The 21,400-nt window shown below is 71.4% G+C and carries 15 protein-coding genes and 1 tRNA gene; 2 read left to right on the plus strand and 14 right to left on the minus strand.

The features are described 5' to 3' along the window. Complete coding sequence (locus tag EDF21_RS12620) at positions 1–582, minus strand: LemA family protein (RefSeq protein ID WP_043597810.1); 582 nt, start codon at positions 580–582, stop codon at positions 1–3. A gap of 230 nt (positions 583–812) precedes the next feature. Here EDF21_RS12620 and EDF21_RS12625 point away from each other — a divergent pair, with 230 nt between their 5' ends. Beyond that, the gene (locus EDF21_RS12625; RefSeq protein ID WP_148053707.1) at positions 813–3,035 is read left to right on the plus strand and encodes an Ig-like domain-containing protein; all 2,223 of its coding nucleotides are present in this window, start codon (positions 813–815) and stop codon (positions 3,033–3,035) included. Between the two features lie 841 nt (positions 3,036–3,876). Here EDF21_RS12625 and EDF21_RS12635 read toward each other — a convergent pair. From EDF21_RS12635 to EDF21_RS12695, 13 genes are all read right to left on the minus strand, one after another. After that, positions 3,877–3,950 (minus strand) — tRNA-Leu (locus EDF21_RS12635). Positions 3,951–4,078: 128 nt separating this feature from the next. Next, positions 4,079–5,587 (minus strand): NAD(P)/FAD-dependent oxidoreductase, encoded by a 1,509-nt coding sequence (locus tag EDF21_RS12640; protein ID WP_123571597.1) that lies wholly within the window; start codon positions 5,585–5,587, stop codon positions 4,079–4,081. A gap of 39 nt (positions 5,588–5,626) precedes the next feature. Then, the gene (locus EDF21_RS12645; protein ID WP_233568490.1) at positions 5,627–6,874 is read right to left on the minus strand and encodes a S8 family serine peptidase; all 1,248 of its coding nucleotides are present in this window, start codon (positions 6,872–6,874) and stop codon (positions 5,627–5,629) included. Positions 6,875–6,879: 5 nt separating this feature from the next. Continuing rightward, positions 6,880–7,437, minus strand: coding sequence for a DUF501 domain-containing protein (locus tag EDF21_RS12650; protein WP_123571598.1), 558 nt, complete (start codon positions 7,435–7,437; stop codon positions 6,880–6,882). Beyond that, on the minus strand, positions 7,434–7,991 hold the full coding sequence (locus EDF21_RS12655) for a septum formation initiator family protein (protein ID WP_056048823.1): 558 nt from the start codon (positions 7,989–7,991) through the stop codon (positions 7,434–7,436). Before EDF21_RS12655 ends, EDF21_RS12650 begins: the two co-directional genes overlap by 4 nt. Before the next feature lie 85 nt (positions 7,992–8,076). Continuing rightward, positions 8,077–9,357: a phosphopyruvate hydratase gene (gene eno / locus EDF21_RS12660; RefSeq protein ID WP_123571599.1), complete on the minus strand. Its 1,281-nt coding sequence runs from the start codon at positions 9,355–9,357 to the stop codon at positions 8,077–8,079. A 102-nt stretch (positions 9,358–9,459) separates the two neighbouring features. Then, the gene (gene hisS, locus EDF21_RS12665) at positions 9,460–10,701 is read right to left on the minus strand and encodes a histidine--tRNA ligase (RefSeq protein WP_123571600.1); all 1,242 of its coding nucleotides are present in this window, start codon (positions 10,699–10,701) and stop codon (positions 9,460–9,462) included. Positions 10,702–10,954: 253 nt separating this feature from the next. Beyond that, a complete protein-coding gene (locus EDF21_RS12670) occupies positions 10,955–11,536 on the minus strand; it encodes a TetR/AcrR family transcriptional regulator (RefSeq protein WP_056048830.1) in 582 nt (193 codons plus the stop codon). 305 nt (positions 11,537–11,841) lie between these two features. Then, a complete protein-coding gene (locus tag EDF21_RS12675) occupies positions 11,842–12,762 on the minus strand; it encodes a MazG nucleotide pyrophosphohydrolase domain-containing protein (protein ID WP_123571601.1) in 921 nt (306 codons plus the stop codon). Between the two features lie 2 nt (positions 12,763–12,764). Then, positions 12,765–16,376: a transcription-repair coupling factor gene (gene mfd / locus EDF21_RS12680; protein WP_123571602.1), complete on the minus strand. Its 3,612-nt coding sequence runs from the start codon at positions 16,374–16,376 to the stop codon at positions 12,765–12,767. A gap of 153 nt (positions 16,377–16,529) precedes the next feature. Next, positions 16,530–17,120 carry an aminoacyl-tRNA hydrolase gene (gene pth, locus EDF21_RS12685; protein ID WP_123571603.1) on the minus strand — a complete coding sequence of 197 codons (591 nt, stop codon included), beginning with the start codon at positions 17,118–17,120 and terminating at the stop codon, positions 16,530–16,532. A gap of 60 nt (positions 17,121–17,180) precedes the next feature. Beyond that, complete coding sequence (locus tag EDF21_RS12690) at positions 17,181–17,816, minus strand: 50S ribosomal protein L25/general stress protein Ctc (protein ID WP_056048841.1); 636 nt, start codon at positions 17,814–17,816, stop codon at positions 17,181–17,183. Positions 17,817–18,112: 296 nt separating this feature from the next. Next, entirely contained in the window at positions 18,113–18,655 is a 543-nt protein-coding gene (locus EDF21_RS12695) for a gluconokinase (RefSeq protein WP_233568491.1), read from the minus strand. A 201-nt stretch (positions 18,656–18,856) separates the two neighbouring features. On the opposite strand from EDF21_RS12695, the gene gndA reads away from it, so the two are divergent. Then, positions 18,857–20,260 (plus strand): NADP-dependent phosphogluconate dehydrogenase, encoded by a 1,404-nt coding sequence (gene gndA, locus EDF21_RS12700; protein ID WP_123571738.1) that lies wholly within the window; start codon positions 18,857–18,859, stop codon positions 20,258–20,260. Positions 20,261–21,400 lie beyond the last annotated feature (1,140 nt).

Raw genomic sequence — 21,400 nt, forward strand, 5'->3', positions numbered from 1 at the left:
TCAGAACTGGACGCGCGGCGGTTCGGCGATCGCCGACGGCTCGGAGACCTCGAAGAAGTCCCGCTCGCTGAAGCCGAGCCGCTTCGCGAAGAGGGAGTTGGGGAAGACGCGGTTCTTGGTGTTGAACTCGCGAACGCCGCCGTTGTAGAAGCGGCGCGCGGCTTGGATCTTGTCCTCGGTGTCGACCAGCTCGGACTGCAACTGCAAGAAGTTCTGGCTCGCCTGGAGCTGCGGGTAGGCCTCGGCCACGGCGAAGATGCTCTTCAGGGCGGTCTGCATGTGCCCTTCGGCAGCCGACGCCTCGGCCGGTGTGCCCGCCCCGATGGTCTCGGCACGGGCCGCCGTCACGTTCTGGAAGACGGACGATTCGTGCGAGGCGTATCCCTTGACCGCCTCGATGATGTTGGGGATCAGGTCGGCCCGGCGTTTGAGCTGGATCGTGATGTCGCTCCACGCCTCGTCGACGCGCACCTTCAGGGTCACCAACGAGTTGTAGGTGGCCCAGAGGTAGATGCCGATGATGACCGCGAGCAGGACGATGATCCCTGCTGCTACCAAGATGCCGATCGTGGCCGGTTGCATGACGTGTCACTCCTAGGTGGTGGACCGATGACGGCGGGCGCCGGATGGTCGCCCGCGACCGGGGTCGGGTCGTCGGGAGTCCGTTGGACACTATAAATGCGCTGCATGTGGGGTCCCTGCCCGGCGGGTGATCTCGAAGCAGACTCCCGAGGAGGGCCCGACCGGGCATCTCCCCCGCACAACTCCCCCGCACAACGGATTGACTTGTACCCCGCGAACGTGCTGAATGGGTGACAGTGTTCGAGCCGCCGACCCTGCGTCCCCCGCGTCCGTCGACCCCCGTCGACGGACGGCTCGTGGTCGAGCCGCGACACGGACGACGTGTCGCCTCGACCCTCGCGACGGTCGTGCTGGGTCTCTCGCTCGCCCTGTCGGGCGGAGTCGGCGCGCTCGCCGCGGGCAGTCCGTCGGGCACCCCCGCACCCGGCCCGTCGCTCGGCCAGTCCCCTCCCGGTCCGGTCGCACCCACGATCGGCGACGTCGGAGACCGGGACGTGAACGCCATCGTGGTCGGCGGGACCGGCACGCCCGGAGCCACCGTGAGGGTGCTCGACCCCCGCGTCCCCAGTCGAGCCCTCTGCGAGGTCACCCTGCCCACCGGTGACCCGGCCGGCGTCCCCTGGTCGTGCCCGGTGACGCTGGAGGACGGTGCCGACCAGACCCTCACGGTCCGAGACGTGACGAATGCCGCCGTGGTCGACGACACCGTCAGCGCTCCGTTCTCGGTGCTCGGCCCGCCCACGGTCCAGGGCGGACCCGCCGTCGGTGGCAAGGTCGCGGGCACCGCGTTCCCCGGTGCCCGCATCACCGTCGGCGGGGGCGCGGCACCGGTCTCGGCGACGGCCGACGACGCCGGGGCCTGGTCGGCCGTGCTCCCGTCGGCGACCTGGCCGACCGGCCGGTACACGGTCACGGCGTCCCAGTCCTCGGACTCCGTTCCCGCCGTGCCCCGGTCCTCGACCTCCACCGGCGTCACCGTCACGATCGACCGTGACCCACCCGCCCCGCCGGCCGTGCTCTCGCCCCGGGCCGGCGAACGGGTCGCCTCGCAACCGCTCACCTTCTCGGGGACCGGAGAAGACGGCGCGACCGTCACCGCCTACGTCGACAGCACCCCCGTCTGCCAGGCCACGGTCTCCGGCGGCGCATGGGCCTGCACGTCGTCCGATGCCACCCTCGCCGACGGCGAGCACGTGGTCCAGGCCGCACAGATCGACCCGTCGGTGAACGTCGGGCCGCCCAGCACGGGCATCTCGATCACGGTGACGTCGTCGGCCACGCAGCCCGCGCCTCCTTCGTCCTCGGCCGTACCGGCACCGCCGGCGGCGCCCGGCGCGTCCGGGGGCGCCGTCCCCTCCGAGCCGTCTGCCGGGGCGCCCGGAGCCCCGGGGACCGGTGACGGGCCGGGAGGCGCTCCCGGTGGCGTCGGCGAGGTACCACCCGAAGCGACCACACCGGCGGCGGACTCCTGGGCGGCCGCGACGACGTTCGGTCGCGACCTGCCGTCCCTCGGCCGGACGATGACCGGGTCGGGATGGTTGATCGCTCTCGGCCTCGCAGTCGCGTTCGTGCTGCTCGTCGTCGCCCCGGCACGTCTGCTGGCCACGGCGATGCGAGGTCGCCTCGCGCCTCGCGCCCCGCGGCTCACCGGCCGGAACCGTCGTCGGGAACTCCCGACCTCGTTCTCGACCGCCACCCTGGACCCGCGCCTCGCCGCCGGGTTGACTATCGCGGCCGGAGCCGCCGTGGTCGGGCTGGCGGCCGGCCTCGACGACGAGGTCCGCTACGCACGCCTGTTCGCCGGGATCGTCGTCGGAGTCGCCCTGGTCAACGTGCTCGCGGTCGTCGTCCCCACCCTGGTGATGGGGCGTTCCCCGGACCGCGAGGCGCGCATCCGCATGTCACCGCGCCTCCTCCTCGTCGCCGTCGTCGCCTGCGCGGTGACGCGGTCGCTCGGCCTGGACCCGCCCCTCGTGCTCGGGGTGGTGCTCGTCGGAAGCATCGCCGCAGCGCCCCGGTCGGCGCACCACGGCCGGACCGGTGAGGTGGGCGATCGCGAGGCAGGACTGCTCGCGCTCGTCCAGGTCGCCGCCCTGGTGGTCGTGTCGGCCGGAGCCTGGGCCGTCCACGGCGCCCTCCCCGCCACCGGTGGGTTCATCACCGAGCTGGCCCTCGAGACGAGCGCGACGGTCTGCCTGACCGGGCTCGGATCGCTCGTGCTCGCGCTCGTGCCGGTGGGCTCCCTGCCGGGTCGACGCCTCTGGGCCTGGTCACGCCCGCTGCACGTGGCACTCACGGTCGTCGGCGTCACGGCGGCCGCCGCCGTGCTCACGGGCGGCTCGTCGTCCTTCCCGATCGGAGGCGCGGTCGTGGCCGCCGCCGTGACCGCGGGCCTCTGCGTCGCGGCCTGGCTCTGGACGTCGTTCGTCGAGATCGACACCGACGACGCCTGACCTGACGCGCCTCCGTCGCCGGCCGTCTCGACTGCGGCTCACGCGACGGCGGTCGGGGCGGCGGCGGGCGGGGCGGCGGCGGTCGGGGCGGCGGATGTCGCGCGGACGGCTGCCAGGCCGTCGGGCTGCCGGTGGTCCCGGTCTCGCCGCATTGCCTGCCGCCGTCGTCACCGTCGTCGTCGTCGTCAGCTCAGGAAACCGACGCACGAACGGACGGAAACGGCCTGCCGATCCTCCGATCTCCTGAGTTGTCAACGTAGGGCAGGGCAGGGCTAGGCAGGGCAGACGGAGCAGGGCGGAGCGGGGCGGGGCAGGGCAGGGCAGACAGAGCGGGGCAGGGACAGGGCGGAGCGGGGCACAGCGCGGCAGAGCAGGGCTGAGCGCGGCCGGCAGGGTGCGGCGGGCTAGCTCGGGGCGCGGCAGGGGGCGGCGGAGCGGAACACGCGGGCGGACGGCGCGCGACAGGGGCCGAGGCGATGCGGCCACACGGCTGACGCGACCGCCGGCCGGACGCGTGAAGTCGGCAACTCAGGGGAACGACGCCGGAACGCGCGCGACGTGCCCCGGAGCACGCCGATCTCCTGAGTTGCCGACGATGCTCGCGCCGCGCGGGCGGGCGGGCGGGCGGGCGGTATGGCTGGCCGAGCTGGCGGGGCTACGGGGTGGGAGCGGACGAGCGGACGCGCGGGCTGGGGCCTACGCGAGAGCAGGAGGCGCGGCGGGGTCGACAGCGAGGCGCTTGCGTTCCGCAGGGGCCCGGCCGCGATCAGCACCGAGCGCCGGGGCAGATGCCACCTCGCCACCTCGGGCGGCACGTGACCTGGCAGGGAGGGGCGGCACGTGCCCCCGCAGGGACTCGAACCCTGACTGAAGCGATTTTAAGTCGCCTGCCTCTGCCGATTGGGCTACGGGGGCCCGAGCGACCAGCCTACGAGACGCGGACGCCCGCCACGCTGCAGGCAGCGGGCGGGCGTCTCGGACGTACTCGAGGGTCACTCGGAGGCGGGCACCCCGTCGGTCACCGCGGTCTCGCCGGTGATCTCCTACTCGGCGGCGGGCTTGCGCGCGGGCGCCTTGCGAGGAGCACCGGTCGCTGCCTCGCCGACCTCGGCCGTGCCCTTCTTGGCCGTTCCGTCGTCCTCGACCGGGTTCGCGTACGCGGGCCCCGCCTCGCCGGCGGGCTGGCCGGCACCGACGGATGCGGGCGCGGGAGCCTCGGCGGGCGTCTCGACGGCCGCCTTGGGACGCGAGGCGAACTCTTCGAAGGCCGCCCGGGGACGCTCACGGTTGTCGAGCGAGACGATGTCGCGTCCCAACCAGAAGTTGTTCCACCAACCGCCGACGACGCGGAACTTGCGCTCGAAGGAGGGCATCGCCAGGCCGTGGTACCCGCGGTGGGCGGCCCAGGCCGGGAAGCCCTTCATGGCGAACTTGCCGCTCTGGAAGACGCCGACGTTGAGCCCAAGGCCGGCGACGGCTCCGAGGTTCTCGTGCTTGTAGTCGACGAGTCCTTCTCCGCGGAGCGAGGCGACGATGTTCTTCGCGAGACGCTTGCCCATGCGGACGGCGTGCTGGGCGTTCGGCACGCAGAAGCCGCCCACGCCCTTCCCGGTGAGGTCGGGTGTGGCGGCGACGTCACCACAGGCCCAGGCGTCGGGAACGACGGTCTCACCGTCGACGATGCGCAGGTCGGCCTTGACGGTGATGCGTCCGCGCTGTTCGAGCGGGAAGTCGGTGCCGCGGACCATCGGGTTGGCCATGACGCCGGCCGTCCAGACGATGAGGTCGGACTCGAACGACTCGCCCGTGGACAGTTCGATCTTCCCGCCGACCGCAGACTGCAGCTGCGTGTCGAGGTGGACCGTCGCGGCGCGTTCGGCGAGGTTCTTGAGCACCCAGTGGCTCGTCTCGAGCGAGACCTCGGGCATGATGCGGCCCATCGCCTCGACGAGGTGGAAGTGCGTGTCGTCGATGGTGAGGTCGGGGTAGTTCTTGAGCAGGTCGCTGGCGAAGCTGCGCAGCTCGGCGAAGACCTCGATGCCGGCGAAGCCACCGCCGACCACGACGACCGTGAGCAGGCGGTCGCGCTCGGGACCGGCCGGCAGGTTGGCGGCCTTCTGGAAGTTCGTGAGCACCTTGTCGCGGATCGCGGCGGCCTCTTCGATGGTCTTGAGGCCGATGGCCTCGTCGGCGACGCCCGGGATCGGGAAGGTGCGGGACACGGCGCCGGCCGTCATCACGATCTGGTCGTACTGCATCGTCCACGCGTCGCCCACCTCGGGCGTGATCGTGGCGGTCTTCGAGGCGTGGTCCACGCCGGTGACCTTGGCCGTGACGACGTTCGTCTTCTTGAGGTGGCGTCGGAGGGCGACGACCGCGTGGCGCGGCTCGATCGACCCGGCGGCGACCTCGGGCAGGAACGGCTGGTACGTCATGTAGGGCAGCGGGTCGACGATCGTGACCTCGGCCTCACCCGCGCGCAACCACTTCTCGAGCTTCCAGGCAGTGTAGAAACCGGCGTAGCCGCCGCCGACGATCAGGATTTTGGGCACGGCGAATGTCTCCTTGAGATGGGGGTGTCGCAGACGACCTTACCCCGAGCGCCGCGCACGCCTGAACTGGCGGACCGCCCCGACGGCGACGAGGACGGCCGCTCCCCCGAAGACCGTGAGGACGATCAACGGGATGCCCGTCGACCTCATGGTCTCGACCGTGGGCAGCAGGACCGCCAACGGCTGACCCGGATCGGTCACCGGTGTCGGCACGGGGGCCTCGACGGTCGGGTTCGTCGCCTGCGCCGACGGCGCCGGCACGTCCGCCCGCCGGTGCACGCGGATCCACTCGGCCAGGTCGCCCATGGGGTTCTCGGCGACCGTCGGCACCGAGGCCGAGACGGCCGCGGCCGCGTCGACGAGGCCGTGCCCGTACAGCGGGTCGGGAGTCGTGGCGCCCTTCGGCGTGGCCGTCGCGACGACGCGGTTGATGACGTCGTCGGCGTCGAGCTCGGGATGGGCACTGCGCACGAGGGCGACGATGCCCGCCACGAGGGGCGTGGCACCGCTCGTGCCGCTCCAGCTGTAGTGGACGTCACCGGGACCGACACCCACGAGGTCCTCGCTCGGGGCGGCCACGCCGATCGTGATGCCCTGGCTCGACGCGTCGAAGCTCGCCGTGCCCTGGCGATCCACGCCGGCGACGGTCAGGACGCCCGGCATGGTCGCGGGCGCGCCGACCTCGGTCGTGCCGCTGCCGCGGTTGCCGGCCGCCGCGACGACGACGACGTCGTGCTGCATGGCGTAGAGGAAGGCGTCGTCCCAGCTGGTCGGCCAGTCGAGCGTGTTGCGGGTCAGGGACATGTTGATGACGTCCGCCCCGGCGTCGACCGCCCAGCGCACCGCCCGGGCGATCTGGTCGTCGGAGTCCACCGCCGACGAGCCGAAGCCCACCGACACCGAGAGCAGGTCGGCCTCGGGCGCGACGCCGATCACGCCGTCGCCGGACCCGGTGCCACGGCCGGCGACCATCGATCCGACCAGCGTGCCGTGGTTCGGGTCGTCGCCGACGGGCGTCTGACCGTCGGCCGAGCCGAGCCCCGACACGTCGGTGCCGCCGACGACGACGCCCTGGAGTTCACGCACCGACGAATCGACGCCGGTGTCGATCACGGCCACGGTCGTCCCCGCCCCCCGTGTGGTCTGCCACGCCCGCTGGATGCCGTAGTCGGCGAGCCAGTACTCGGCATCGCGGACCTGGTCGGCCGATGCGGCCGACGCCGGCACGACGGCAGCGACGAGGGCCCCCAGCACGATCGCCACCACGAACCCCCCGGAACGGCGCACGCGCGTCAGGCTCCCCCACCGATCTCGGGCGAGGCGGCGGCCTGCTGGTCGTCGGCCAGGAAGTCGGGGCACCGGCACACGTCGGGACTCCACGACGCCCGCTCGAGGGCGAGGTCGCCGAAGGGGTTGACCCCCGGCCCGGCCGCCAGCGAGTGACCGACGAGGGCGTGCAGGCACTTGACCCGCTCGGGCATGCCACCCGCCGTGACGTGGTCGATCTCGTCCACGTGCTGGATGCCCTCGCGGTCGGCCAGGTACGCCTCGTGCGCGGCGTGGTATCGGCTTCGCAACTCGGGGTCGGACTCGAGGAGCTCGGTGAACTCGGCCATCACCCCGGTGGCCTCGAGGGTCGACACGGCAGCCGTGGCACCGGGGTGGCACAAGTAGTAGAGCGTGGGGAAGGGCGTGCCGTCGGTCAGCCGCGGTTTCGTCGCCACGACGGTGGGTGCGCCGCAGACGCAGCGCGCGGCGATGCCGATGACGTCGCGCGCGGGCCGCCCGAGCTGGGCGGTCACGACACGGACGTCGTGGTCGGTCACGGGGTCGAAGGGGGGCGTGGTCACGGCGTGCCACCTGTCTGCTCGGAGGTCGGGGCGGGCACCTGGCTGCCGCTGATGTCGGGGGCGACGAGTTCGGTCGCGGGCTCGTCGCTCAGCCCGGCGTCGAGCACCGAGGCCGTCATCGCCGCCACCCAGTCGACCTGGGGCGTCTGGAGCGAGTCGCTGATCGTCGTGCCGGTGCCGGGAGCCGTGCCGGGCGCCTGGGCCGCGTCGTCGCCCATCACGAGGTAGCTGTACTCACCCGGGTAGACGTAGAGCAGGCGGTCGCGTGCCTGGGCCTCGATGTACGCCGGATCGCTCCATCGCGCGACGTCTTCTTTCAACTCGTCGACGGACTGCTCTTGCTGCCGGACGTCGTCCTGGAGGGCCGCGATCTGTTGCTGCTGCTGCACCAGGGTGCGCAGCGAGGGCGCGAGGATGACGACGAACATGACCAGGATGACCAGCATGAGCACGCTGAACCCCGAGAACCGGATCGACCGCAGCCAGTGGCCCGTCGGCGTCTCGCCGGTCGGCAGGGTCACCGGCACACGGCGGTTCGCGGTCTCACGGGGCATGGGACGAGCCTAAAGGACGTCTCTGGGGAACGACGGAGGCCCGCCCCGCACGAGCAGGACGGGCCCCGAGGAGGCGCGGGTCGCGTCAGGCGGAGAAGCGCGGGAAAGCGCTGTACCCGGCGTAGACCGCGGCGTCGCCGAGCTCTTCCTCGATGCGGAGGAGCTGGTTGTACTTCGCCACGCGCTCGCTGCGGGCGGGGGCACCGGTCTTGATCTGGCCGGCGTCGGTCGCGACGGCGAGGTCGGCGATCGTGGTGTCCTCGGTCTCACCCGAACGGTGCGAGAGGACCGTCGTGTAGCCGCTGCGCTGGGCGAGCGCGACGGCGTCGAGCGATTCGGTCAGCGTGCCGATCTGGTTGACCTTCACGAGGATCGAGTTGGCAGCGCCGGCCTTGATGCCCTTGGCGAGTCGCTCGGGGTTCGTGACGAACAGGTCGTCGCCGACGATCTGCGTCTTCGAGCCGATCTCGCTCGTCAGGTGGGCCCAGCCCTCCCAGTCGTCCTCGTCGAGCGGGTCCTCGATGGTGACGAGGGGGTACGACGCGACGAGGTCGGCGTAGTAGTTCGCGAGGAAGGTGGAGTCGCGCTTCTCGCCCTCGAAGGTGTAGCTGCCGTCCGCGTAGAACTCGCTCGAGGCCACGTCGAGACCCAGGGCGAGGTCCTTGCCCGGGGTGAAGCCGGCCTTGGTGATGGCCTCGACGAGCAGGTCGAGCGCGGCGCGGTTGCTGTCGAGGTTCGGCGCGAAGCCACCCTCGTCGCCCAGACCGGTCGAGAGGCCCTTGGCCTTGAGCTCGCTCTTCAGGGCGTGGTACGTCTCGGCACCCCACTGCAGCGCCTCGGCGAACGAGGACGCGCCGACCGGCAGGATCATGAACTCCTGGATGTCGACGTTGCTGTCGGCGTGCGAACCGCCGTTGATGACGTTGAGCATGGGGACGGGCAGCGTGTGCGCGTTCGGCCCACCGAGGTAGCGGAAGAGGGGCAGGTCGGCCGAGTCGGCCGCCGCCCGGGCCACGGCCAGCGAGACGCCGAGGATGGCGTTCGCGCCGAGACGCTTCTTGTTGTCGGTGCCGTCGAGTTCGATCATGGCCTGGTCGATCAGGCGCTGGTCGGTGGCGTCGAGCCCCTCGACCTCGGGGCCGATCTCGTCGATCACGGCGGCGACGGCCTTGAGCACGCCCTTGCCGAGGTAACGGCTCTTGTCGCCGTCACGCAGCTCGTAGGCCTCGAAGGCCCCGGTCGATGCACCCGAGGGGACGGCCGCACGCGACACCGTGCCGTCCTCGAGCAAGACCTCGACCTCGACGGTGGGGTTGCCCCGCGAGTCGAGGATTTCGCGGGCGCCTACGGCGTCGATTGCTGCCACTGGAGAGCTCCTTAGTAGTCGTTCGTCTGGGGACGCGAGGTCCGCGGCCCAGCTTAGCCGCGCCTCCTGCCCTGGTTCGTGGCGAGGAGCCGTCGGCGACGGTCAGCCGATCGTGCGGACCTCGAGGTCGGCGGCCGACTCGCCCCCGCGCACGGTGACGAAGCGGCCGAACCCCGCCGCCGCCAGTCCGTCGAGCTGGTTGGTGAAGTTCTTGGCCTTCTTCTCGAGGCGCACGCGCCGTTCGCCGCCCGCCAGCAACGCGCGCTGCAGGGCGAGCAGCTCGACCGGTTCGACCTTCTTGTCGTAGACCACCGCGAGCCCCTCGTCGCCGTCGGTCTCGAGGGTCACGAGGTCGACGAGGCGTTCGAAGCCGAGGGAGAAACCGGCCGCGGGCACGTCGCTGCCGAGGAAGCGGCCGATCATGCCGTCGTAGCGACCGCCGCCGCCGAGGGAATAGGGCACGTCCGGGTGGGCGATCTCGAAGATCGTGCCCGTGTAGTACCCCATGCCGCGGACCAGGGTCGGATCGAACTCGAGGGTGGAGCCCGGCAGCGCCTCGCGCAGCGCGACGAGGTCGGCGAACGCCGCACGGTCGAGCCACGGGGCGTCCGTGGCCTCACCGATGGCCCAGGAGGCGCCGGCCAGCTGGGTGAGCGCCTCGCCGAGACCCGGCGTGGTGACGCCGAGGTCGGCGAGTTCGGCGACGACGCCGTCGACGCCGATCTTGTCGAGTTTGTCGACGACGATCAGCGCCTGGTCGGTCAGCGCTTCGGGTACCGCCCAGTGGGCGAGCATCGCCAGCAGGATGCGGCGGTCGTTCACGCGGATCGTCGTGCCGGTGAGGCCGAGGGCGTCGAGCACGGCGGTCGTGGCCTGGATCAGTTCGATCTCGGCCAGCGGCCCGGCCTCGCCCAGGACGTCGATGTCGCACTGGACGAACTGGCGGTAGCGGCCCTTCTGCGGACGCTCGGCCCGCCACACCGGGGCGATCTGCACGGAGCGGAAGACCGTCGGCAGCTCGGCTCGGTGCGACGCGTAGAAGCGAGCGAGCGGCACCGTCAGGTCGAAGCGGAGTCCGAGGTCGGCGAGTCCGAGCACGCTCTCGGCCGATCGCAGGTCGTCGAGGTCGAGGCCCCGCCGGAGGACGGCGAAGACCTGCTTCTCGTTGTCGCCCCCGAGCCCGGAATGGAGGCGCGAGCTCTCTTCGACCACGGGCGTCTCGATCTCGTCGAAGCCGTAGGAGCGGTAGACGCCTCGGATGACCGAGAGCACGCCCTCGCGGCGCCTCTTGTCGGCGGGCAGGTGGTCGCGCATGCCGCGCGGCGGGTTGACGGGGGTCGGCATGAGGACATCATCCCAGAGACGCCGCACCCCTGACGTCGGCACCGACTTGCAGGCATGTCACATTCTACGTTATGGTTTTCTCGGGTGGTCGGCGCGAATCGGGTTGCGTGTCGGTCACACCACTCGGCCCTCCCTTCCCTGCGGTGAGGGCCCTGGCCGGGCCGGGCGCTGAGCGCTCGGCCCGGTTCAGCCCGACCCGACGCCCGCCGACACCATCAGGTTCCACCCACCCCGAGGCCGACGGCGAGCAGGGTCAGTGCTGAGGAACGCGCGAGACGAGGGTCTCGACGGCATGTTTGTACGCTGCGGACGCACGACGTCCGTCCCCCGAGACGATGGCGTCGTACTGCAGGCCGAACAACGCATCGACGAAGACCCGCGCCGCGACCTTGGCCTCGGCCGGCGCGACCCCGTTCGCCGAGACCCAGCCCGCCACGTGGTCGACCCATCGCCCGACCGCCCCGCGGGCCGTGCCGCCGACCTCGCCCGCCACGGTCTCGAGCAGGGCCGCCTCGAGCTCGAGGCGGTGCAGGTCTCGGCCCCGCTCGGTGGTGACCTCGTGCCAGACCTTGGCCAGGTGCTTGCCGAAGGCCTCGCGGTCGAGCTCGGAGACCGCGACCGACAGCAAGGCGTCGTTGCGGGCGACGACCGCGCGGACGATCTCGGCGATGAGCTCCGCCCGGTTGCCGAAGTGGTAGACGAAGACGTACGTGCTGACCCCCAGGGCCTCGGCCAGGGTGCGGAACGACACGGTGGCGAGGGAGCGACCCCGGAGGTGCTCGAGGATCTGGCCGAGGAGCTCGGGCTTGCGGGTGGGATCAGGCTTGCGAGGCATGGTGCCGCTCCTTCGTGCCGACGAGTCGTACTCGCCCTGCGCGGTCGCCGTCGTCGTAGTGGACCATAACAGACGTCTGTCGTGGCCGACCGGTCGGTCGACCGGCATCCGCGAGGCCCCCGGGCACCCTGGGCGGGACGCCGAGTGCACCGACATGTCGGCTTTTGACATGTCAACACACATCCTCTACATTGAGGACACCACTCGGACCCCACCGGGTCGCTGCCCCTCGGGCCGACCCTCTGGTGGACGAGCGCCGGCCTCGCCGCTCATTCGGGTTGAGCGGGCGACGCCGAGGTGCCCCCTCATTCGGGTTGAGGGGGCACCTGCTCGACGGGACGGCCCTTGATCGTGCCGCCTTCGATCGTGCCGCCTCCGGCCTGGGCGCCCTCGGGCTGCTCGCCTTCTGCCTGGCCGCCCTCGAGCTGCCCACTTTCGGCCGGTTCGGCCTCGTCTCGCCGCAGGAGAATCTCGCGCTCGCGCACGGCGGCCCGGAGCGCGCGCTCGGCATCGATGCCCCGGTCGGTGGCCTCGTCGACCTGCGCGAGCAGCGATCGGCCCCACGCGAGTTCGCGCGACTCGGTCCGGGCGTCCGTCGCCTCCGTGCCCATCGCCACCGTGCCCGTCGCCGCCGTGCCCGTCACCTCCGTGCCCGACGTCGTGGTCGGTGCCCGATCGGGCTCGGGGCGGACGCCACCTGCGGCAGCCCGTCGCGCATCGAGCTTCTGGGCGCGCGCGAGAGCGGGCTGCCCGACGGGGACGCCGTCGTAGGCACTCGTCCGCTGCGACTTCTCGTCGGCCTTCGCCGCCGACCAGAGTCGGACGATCTCGTCGACGTCGTCGGCCCGGTCGGCCCCGAAGACGTGGGGGTGACGCCGCACGGTCTTCTCGGCGACGTCACGCACGACGTCGGCGAGGTCGAACGACCCCGAGGAGGCGCGGGCGGCGAGGGCGCCGTGCAGCACCACCTGGTAGAGCACGTCCCCGAGCTCTTCCCGGACGTCGTCCGAGGTGCCGTCCTCGATCGCCTCGACGAGCTCGTAGGTCTCTTCGACGAGGTAGGTCATCAGGGACCGTGGGGTCTGCGCACGGTTCCAGGCGCAGCCGCCCTCGTCGGCGAGGAGGGCGTCGACCACGCGGACGAGCTCGTCGAGCCGAGCGCCCGCCCCGGGTTCGGAGGCGCCCCGCGCCTCCTCGTCGTGGGCTCCGTCCGGGCGACCCGACACGGTCAGCTCGCCGCGGCCGTGTCGGTCGCCGGACGCGCGACCGGGGCCGCGTAGATCGCCGACAGCAGCTGCTCGACCCAGACGATCAACTCGTCGTCGCTCGGTGCCTGCCCGTGCGCTCGCGGCAGGGGCACGCTGACGGCGTTCGTCTGCGCGAACCACCGCGCACCCGGGTACATCCGCTGCAGACGGACCTGCATGCTGTCGGGCAGGTCGACGCCCGAGACCCGCAGGTTGCTGCCCATGACCACGACCTCGCTGAGGCCGGCCTTCTGGGCCGCCCGACGCAGGCGGGAGACCTCGATCAGCGCCAGCACGGGTGCCGGGGGCTCACCGTAACGGTCGGTGAGTTCGTCGAGCACCGAGTCGATCTGGTCGTCGGTGGAGGTGGGCGAGCTGGCTGTCGAGAGCTTCTGGTAGGCCTCGAGGCGCAGCCGCTCGCTCTCGACGTACTCTTCGGGGACGTGGGCGTCGACCGGGAGTTCGAGCCGGAGTTCGGTCTGCCCCTCGGCGACGTCCCCGCGGAAGGAACTGACGGCCTCACCGATCATGCGGAGGTAGAGGTCGAAACCGACCCCGGCGATGTGCCCCGACTGCTCTCCGCCGAGCAGGTTGCCGGCCCCACGGATCTCGAGGTCTTTCAAGGCGACCTGCATGCCCGCACCGAGCTCGTTGTTGGCGGCGATCGTCTCGAGCCGGTCTTGTGCGGTCTCGCTGAGCGGCTTGTCGGCGTCGTAGAGGAAGTACGCGTAGCCTCGCTCCCGGCCTCGACCCACCCGCCCACGCAGCTGGTGCAGCTGGCTCAGACCGTACTTGTCGGCCCGGTCGATGATCAACGTGTTGGCGTTGGCGATGTCGAGACCGGTCTCGATGATGGTGGTCGACACGAGGACGTCGAACTTGCGCTCCCAGAAATCGACCATCACCTGCTCGAGCGTCGACTCGGCCATCTGGCCGTGGGCGACGGCGACGCGGGCCTCGGGCACGAGCTCGGCGATCTGCGCCGCGATGCGGTTGATGCTCGACACGCGGTTGTGCACGTAGAACACCTGGCCCTCGCGCAGCAGCTCGCGCCGGATCGCGGCGGCTTTCTGCCGGTCGCTCTCGGGGCCCACGAAGGTGAGGATCGGGTGGCGGTCCTCGGGCGGGGTGGCCAGGGTCGACATCTCGCGGATGCCCGTGACGGCCATCTCGAGCGACCGCGGGATCGGGGTCGCCGACATGGCCAGGATGTCGACGTTGGTCTTGAGCTTCTTCAGGGCGTCCTTGTGTTCGACGCCGAAACGCTGCTCTTCGTCGATGATGACGAGGCCGACGTCCTTGTACGAGATGCCCTCGCTCAACAGTCGATGAGTACCGATGACCATGTCGACGGTGCCGTCGCCGAGCCCGGCGATCGTCTCCTTGGACTCTTTCGCCGACTGGAACCGGCTGAGGCTCCGGAGGTGCACGGGGAACCCGGCGAAGCGATCGCTGAAGGTGTCGAAGTGCTGTTTCACGAGCAGGGTCGTCGGGACGAGCATGACGACCTGCTTGCCGTCCTGGATGGCCTTGAACGCCGCTCGGACGGCGACCTCGGTCTTGCCGTAGCCGACGTCGCCCGAGAGCAGGCGGTCCATCGGGATCGGGCGCTCCATGTCGGCCTTGATCTCGTCGATGGTCGTGAGCTGGTCGGGGGTCTCGGCGAACGGGAACGCCTCTTCGAGCTCGCGCTGCCACGGGGTGTCGGGCGGGAACGCGTGGCCCTTGCTCGCCATGCGGGCCGAGTAGAGCTTGACCAACTCGACCGCGATGTCGCGGACGGCCTTGCGCGCCTTGCCCTTGGCGGCCGCCCAGTCCCCGCCGCCCATCTTGCTGAGCGTCGGGGCCTCGCCACCCACGTAGCGGCTGAGCAGGTCGAGCTGATCGGTCGGGACGTAGAGCTTGTCGCCGGGGTAACCGCGCTTCGAGGGCGCGTACTCGAGCACGAGGTACTCGCGAGAGTGCTTGACGGCGTTCTTGCCACCGCTCGACACCTCGCGGCTGGTGAGCTCGAGGAACTTGCCGATGCCGTGGGTCGAGTGCACGACGACGTCGCCCGGCTTGAGCTGGAGGGGATCGACGACGTTCTTGCGTCGGGTCGCGAGCTTCTTGACCTGACGCGAGTCGTAGTTGGCCGAACGGCCGTAGAAGTCGGACTCGCCGAGGACGGCGATCTTGGACTCCATCAGTTCGAAACCGGCCTCGACACCACCGGCCACGAGGTGGACGACGCCGGGTTCGAGGGTCTCGGGCAGGCTCTCCTCGAGGCGGGCGGCGACCTCGCGCTCGGCGAGGACGTCTCGGGCCCGCTCGACGAGCCCCGTGCCGCGGGCCGTGACGACGACGGACCAGCCGTCGCGCACGCGCTCGACGACGTGCTCAACCGCCCCCTCGGCGTGTCCGCTGAAACTCGGGACGACGGCCGCGTCCACGCGGACGTAGTCGCCGGCCGCCGCGACCGCCTCGTCGTCGGACAGGACCTCGCCCGAGTCGAAGCCGCTCATCGTGAACCAGGACCGGTCGCCCGCTGCGTCACGCAGGTCGCGGAGGCTGAGGAAGTCGCCCGAGTCGAGGTCGATGGGTGCCTCGGCACCGGCCGTCGCGGCGTTCCAGGCGGCCGACAGGAACTCGCGGTTCGTCTCGGCCAGGCTCTGGGCGCGCGACACGACCCGCTCGGGTGAGAGGACGACGATGGAGGCGCCGGCCGGCAGGTAGTGCGTCACCGGCACCAGCCGGTGCACGAGCGCGGGTGCCAGGCTCTCCATGCCCTCGACCGGGATGCCCTCGGCGATCTTCGCGAGCATCTGCGAGAGGCTGGGGAACTCGTGCTGCATCTCGCGAGCCCGTTGACGGACCGCCTCGGTGAGCAGCATCTCGCGACTCGGCGGCAGCTCGACCGACGTGACCTCGCCGTCCAGGCTTCGCTGGTCGGCCACGGAGAACCGACGGATCTGGTCGACCTCGTCGCCGAAGAAGTCGACGCGCACCGGGTGTTCGGCCGTGGGCGGGAACACGTCGAGGATGCCGCCGCGGACGGCGAACTCGCCACGGCGGGTGACCATGTCGACCCGGGCGTACGCCAGGTCGACGAGATGGACGGCGATGCCCGAGAGGTCGTGGCCGCGCTCGCCCACGGTGAGCCGCACGGGGTCGAGCTCGACGAGGTTGTCGCTGAGCGGCTGGAGGGCGGCGCGCACACCGGCGACGACGACGATGGGGCGGACGGAACCCGGCGCCTCGGCAGCTTCCTGCCGCCAGGTGGCGAGACGCCGCAGGGCGTGGATCCGCTTGCCGACCGTCTCGGCGCTGGGGCTGAGACGTTCGTGGGGCAGGGTCTCCCACGCGGGGAACTCGATGACCTCGGCCTCGGGCAGGTAGCTGGTGAGCGACCCCCGCACCGCCTCGGACTCCCGACCCGTGGCCGTGACGACCAGCATCGCCTGCGGACCCTCGCGACGGTCGAGCAGACCGGCCAGCAGGGGAACGCGGAGGCCGTCGACGACGGAGAAATCGGTGCTGCGTGCGGCCCGGTCGAGGGCGGCAGAGAACGTGGAGGCGCGCGAGAGCGCCTGGATCAAGCCCGCGAGTATCACCCGGACGATGTTACGCGGCACCACCGACACCGCGGTCGGGGTTCGCTGTCGGCGACACCGGGAGGCGCCCGGAGGTCGGTCACCGGCGGGACGGACCCGCTCGTCGCGGTCCGCGACTCGACCACGTCCGTGGTCGGCCGGGCTCCGGACGCGTCAGCTCTTCGCGGTGTGGAACTTCAGCTGCGCCGCGGTGAGCCCGTCGGTGGCGATCATCTCGACCGCGTCGGCCGCGTCGGCGACCAGGAACGGAAGTTCTTTGCGTTCCGTGGAGGAGAAGTCCTTGAGGACGAAGTCGGCGGCTGGCTGCCTGCCGGGCGGACGGCCGATGCCGACCCGAACCCGGGTGAACTCGTTCGACCCCGTGGCGGCGATGATGTCGCGGATGCCGTTGTGGCCGCCGTGGCCGCCACCGTGCTTCAGCCGGACGACGTCGAAGTCTATGTCGAGCTCGTCGTGGACGACGATGAGCCGCGACACGTCGAGGTCGTAGTACTTCAACAGTGCCTGCGTCGGCCCGCCCGAGACGTTCATGAAGGTCGCGGGCCTGGCCAACACGAAGCGAGGGCCGCCGGGAGCGGTGCGCCCCTCGGCGACCGTCGCGTTCGTGCGGTGGTTCTTGAACCCGGTGGAGAGCCGGTCGGCCAGTTCGGCCAGGACCATCTGCCCCACGTTGTGCCTGTTGCCGGCGTAGCCGGGCCCGGGGTTGCCGAGCCCGACCACGAGCCACTGGTCGTCGAGTGCCATCGTCGTGGTCGTCGTTCTCTCAGTGGGTCTGCGCCGGCAGGGTGTTCGAGCTGCGTCGTGTTACTCGGAGCGCTCTTCGTCCTCGATGGACTCGACGTCGCCCTCGGCCTCGGCGGCCTCGCCGTCCTCGTCGGAGACCGCGTCGGTCGTCAGGTCGAGCTGGGGCACCGAGACGGCGAGCACGAGGGTCTCGGGCTCGCTGACCAGGGTCGCGCCCTTGGGCAGCACGAGGTCGGCGGCCGAGATCTGGGCGCCCTCTTCAAGGCCCTCGATCGAGACGACGACGTTCTGCGGGATGTGCGTGGCCTCGACCTCGAGCTCGACGGCGTTGAGCTCGACGACGTGGATCGTGCCGGGAGCCGACTCGCCCTCGACGTGCACGGGCACCTCGACGGTGACCTTCTCGCCCTGGCGGACGACGATGAGGTCGATGTGCTCGATGGTCTGCTTGACCGGGTCGCGCTGGATGTCCTTGACGAGGGCGAGCTGGTTCGTGCCCTCGATGTCGAGCGTGATGACGGCGTTGGCACGACGGGTGATCAGCATGGTCTCGTGACCGGGCAGCGTGACGTGCTGGGGGTCGGTGCCGTGGCCGTAGATGACCGCGGGGATCTGGTCCTTGGCACGGATCTTGCGGGCCGCGCCCTTGCCGAAGCTGGTGCGCACGAGGGCGCTGAGGTTGTTCTGGTCGGACATGTCGTCTCCTTGCAGGGGCCGTGACGGCCCGGGGGTGTGTGGTCGGTGTCAACTCGAACGCGAATCGCGTGAGGAAGGACCCGCAACCCGAGGGGTGCCGCCCGAGGGACGATCACCGCTGCACGAGTGGTGCGTGAGCACCGAGCGCCTGCCTACCGCGTCGATCACGGGTGCCGGAGCACCCCTCGCCGAGGTTCAGCTACCAAGGCTACACGTCGGCCGGGCGTGTCGCCAACCCGCGCCTCCTCGGCTCGTCCGTCCGCGAGGGCGCCCCCTCAGCGCCCGAGTCGGGCTCGTCAGTGCCCGAGTTCGCCTCGTCGCACGACCCCGAGGAGGGCCGTCACGGCCGCCACGACGTCGTCGGGACCGGGCTCCACGTCGACCTCGAAACCGGCCTCGTCGTCGGTCAGCGGCTCGAGGGTGGCGAACTGCGACTCCATCAGGCCGGCCGGCATGAAGTGCCCCTTGCGCTCGCGCTGACGTCGGGCGACGAGGTCGCGCACGCCGGTCAGGTGCACGAACCGGAGGCGCGGGTCGCCCTCCCGCAGGACGTCGCGGTACGCCTTCTTCAGGGACGAGCAGGCGACGACCACCGAGTCGTCCCCCGCCGCGGCGATGCGGTCGGCGACGATGCGGAGCCACGGCCACCGGTCGTCGTCGTCGAGCGGCTGCCCGGCGGCCATCTTGAGCCGGTTGGCCTCGGGGTGCAGGTCGTCGGCGTCGACGAACGGGACGCCGAGGGTCTCGGCCAACAGCTCGCCCACGGTCGACTTGCCCGATCCGGAGACCCCCATCACGACGACGGGCGGGAAGGGAGCGGGGTGGGGCTGATCGGTCACGGACGGCCTTCGATCGGGGAAACGGTTGCGTCAACCCTAGGCGAGCCGCCGTGGAGGGGTACGGACGGAGCCTGTCGGACGCTCGGCACCGAGGCATAGTCTGCGAACACCACCGACCGAGAAGGAGGCACCGTGACCGAACACGGAGCAGCATCGCAGTCCACCGCCCAGGCGAACATCGGAGTCGTCGGCCTGGCCGTCATGGGCTCGAACCTGGCGCGCAACCTCGCCAGTCGCGAGGGCAACACGGTCGCCGTCTACAACCGCTCCCCCGAGCGCACCGACACCCTCATGGACGAGCACGGTGACGCCGGGTTCATCGCCTCGAAGTCGATCGAGGACTTCGCCGCATCCCTGCAGAAGCCGCGCACCGCGATCGTCATGGTGCAGGCCGGTCGCGGCACCGACGCCGTCATCAGCCAGCTCGCCGACGTGTTCGACGAGGGCGACATCATCGTCGACGGCGGCAACGCGAACTTCCAGGACACCCGCCGACGAGAGGCCGCCCTCAAGGAGCGCGGACTGAACTTCGTGGGCGCCGGCATCTCGGGCGGTGAGGAAGGCGCCCTGAAGGGGCCGTCGATCATGCCCGGCGGCTCGAAGGAGGCCTACGAGACGCTCGGCCCGATCCTGGCGTCGATCGCGGCGGTGGCCGAGGGCGAGCCCTGCGTCACGCACGTCGGGGCCGACGGCGCGGGTCACTTCGTCAAGATGATCCACAACGGCATCGAATACGCCGACATGCAGCTCATCGCCGAGTCGTACGACCTGCTGCGCCGGGTGGGCGGCCACGAGCCCGCCGCCATCGCCTCGGTCTTCGAGGAGTGGAACACGGGCGAGCTCGAGTCGTACCTGATCGAGATCACGGCCGAGGTGCTCCGCCAGACGGACGCGAAGACGGGCGGCCCGCTCGTCGACTCGATCGTCGACCAGGCCGGCTCCAAGGGCACGGGCGTCTGGACCGTGCAGAACAGCGTCGGGTTGGGTGTGCCGGTCGGCGGGATCGCCGAGGCCGTCTTCGCCCGCGCCGTGTCGTCGAAGCCCGCCCAGCGCTCGGCCGTGCAGAAGACCCTGCAGGGACGGCCCGAGATCCAGGAGGCCGGCGACGGCTTCGAGGACGACGTGCAGAAGGCGCTCTACGCCTCGAAGATCGTCGCCTACGCCCAGGGCTTCGACGCCATCATCGCCGGTGCCGACGAGTACGACTGGGACATCGACAAGGGCGCCATCGCCAAGATCTGGCGCGGCGGCTGCATCATCCGGGCACAGTTCCTCAACCGCATCGTCGACGCCTACGAGAAGGACGCGTCGATCGCGACCCTGCTCGAGGACGACTACTTCGCCGCGGCCGTCCGGGACGGCGAAGAGGCCTGGCGCCGCATCGTGGCCAAGGCCGCCCTCTCGGGCATCCCCGTGCCCGGGTTCGCCTCGGCCCTGTCGTACTACGACTCGCTCGCCTCCGAACGCCTGCCTGCCTCCCTCATCCAGGGACAGCGGGACTTCTTCGGGGCACACACCTATCAGCGCGTCGACGAGGAGGGCACGTTCCACACCCTCTGGTCGGGCGACCGGTCCGAGATCGAGACGGAGCCGTCGACCCACTGACGGGTGCAGGGGCGCTCACCGCGCCTCCTGCGTCCTGACGGGCGTGCCCGTCGATGCGGTGCCGCTGCGGCGGGCGGCATCGGGCACGCCCGTTCGTCGTTCCGCCGCAGCGGATCTCGGAGCTTCCGACGTCGACGTAGACAACTCAGGAGAACGGCCGCCGAATCGGCCCTCTGGAGGCGCGGCGCAGCCGAACTCCTGAGTTGTCGACTTCGCACGGGCAGGTCGCGGGCCAGGCGGGCCGCTCGGGCCGCCGTGGCCTGCCGGTCGCGTGACCCAGGCGGCACGGGCCGGGCGGGTCGAGCAGACCCACGTCGGCAAGTCAGGAGAACGACCGCCAAGACGGCGCGCAGGACGCGCGGCGCAGCCGGACTCCGGAGTTGCCGACTTCGCGCGGGCAGGTCGCGGACCAGGCGGGCCGGGCCGCACGCAGCCAGGCCCCACGCCGCCCGCGTGGCCAATTCAGGAGAACGTCCGTCGAAACGGCCCGCAGGAGGCGCGGCGCAGCCGATCTCCGGAGTTGCCGACATCGGACGAGCAAGCCGGGCCGGTCGGGGCCGAGCGGCCGGGTGGGGTCGAGCAGGTCCACGTCGGCAAGTCAGGAGAACGTCCGTCGAAACGGCGGGCAGGAGGCGCGGCGCAGCCGAACTCCGGAGTTGCCGACATCCGACGAGCAAGCCGGGCCGGTCGGGAGCGAGCGGCCGGGTGGGGTCGAGCAGGTACCCGTCGGCAAGTCAGGAGAACGACCGCCGAAACGGCGGGCAGGAGGCGCGGCGCAGCCGATCGCCTGAGTTGCCGACTCGCACGGGCAGGCCGGGCCGGTGGGGGCCGAGCGGCCGGGTGGGGTCGAGCAGGTCCACGTCGGCAAGTCAGGAGAACGACCGCCGAAACGGCGGGTAGGAGGGGCGGCGCAGCCGGACTCCGGAGTTGCCGACATCGGACGAGCAAGCCCGGCCGGTCGGGGCCGAGCGGCCGGGCCGAGCGGCCGGGCCGAGCGGCCGGGCCGGTCGGGGCCGAGCGGCCGGGCCGGTCGGAGCCAGGCGAGCCGGGCCGGTCGGGGCCAGGCGAGCCGAGCGGTCGGGGCCGAGCGGCCGGGCCGGTCGGAGTCAGGCGAGCCGGGCGGTCGGGGCCAGACGGTCG

Origin of the sequence: Frigoribacterium sp. PhB118, assembly GCF_003751725.1 — a bacterium.
In the GTDB taxonomy this organism is placed as follows: domain Bacteria; phylum Actinomycetota; class Actinomycetes; order Actinomycetales; family Microbacteriaceae; genus Frigoribacterium.

Bases quoted from the DNA above. Each gene is read 5' to 3' on its own strand.
- EDF21_RS12620 (WP_043597810.1), bottom strand. From the start codon at position 582: ATGCAACCGGCCACGATCGGCATCTTGGTAGCAGCAGGGATCATCGTC.
- EDF21_RS12655 (WP_056048823.1), bottom strand. From the start codon at position 7,991: ATGCCCCGTGAGACCGCGAACCGCCGTGTGCCGGTGACCCTGCCGACC.
- hisS (WP_123571600.1), bottom strand. From the start codon at position 10,701: ATGCCGACCCCCGTCAACCCGCCGCGCGGCATGCGCGACCACCTGCCC.
- EDF21_RS12670 (WP_056048830.1), bottom strand. From the start codon at position 11,536: ATGCCTCGCAAGCCTGATCCCACCCGCAAGCCCGAGCTCCTCGGCCAG.
- pth (WP_123571603.1), bottom strand. From the start codon at position 17,120: ATGGCACTCGACGACCAGTGGCTCGTGGTCGGGCTCGGCAACCCCGGG.
- EDF21_RS12690 (WP_056048841.1), bottom strand. From the start codon at position 17,816: ATGTCCGACCAGAACAACCTCAGCGCCCTCGTGCGCACCAGCTTCGGC.
- gndA (WP_123571738.1), top strand. From the start codon at position 18,857: ATGGGCTCGAACCTGGCGCGCAACCTCGCCAGTCGCGAGGGCAACACG.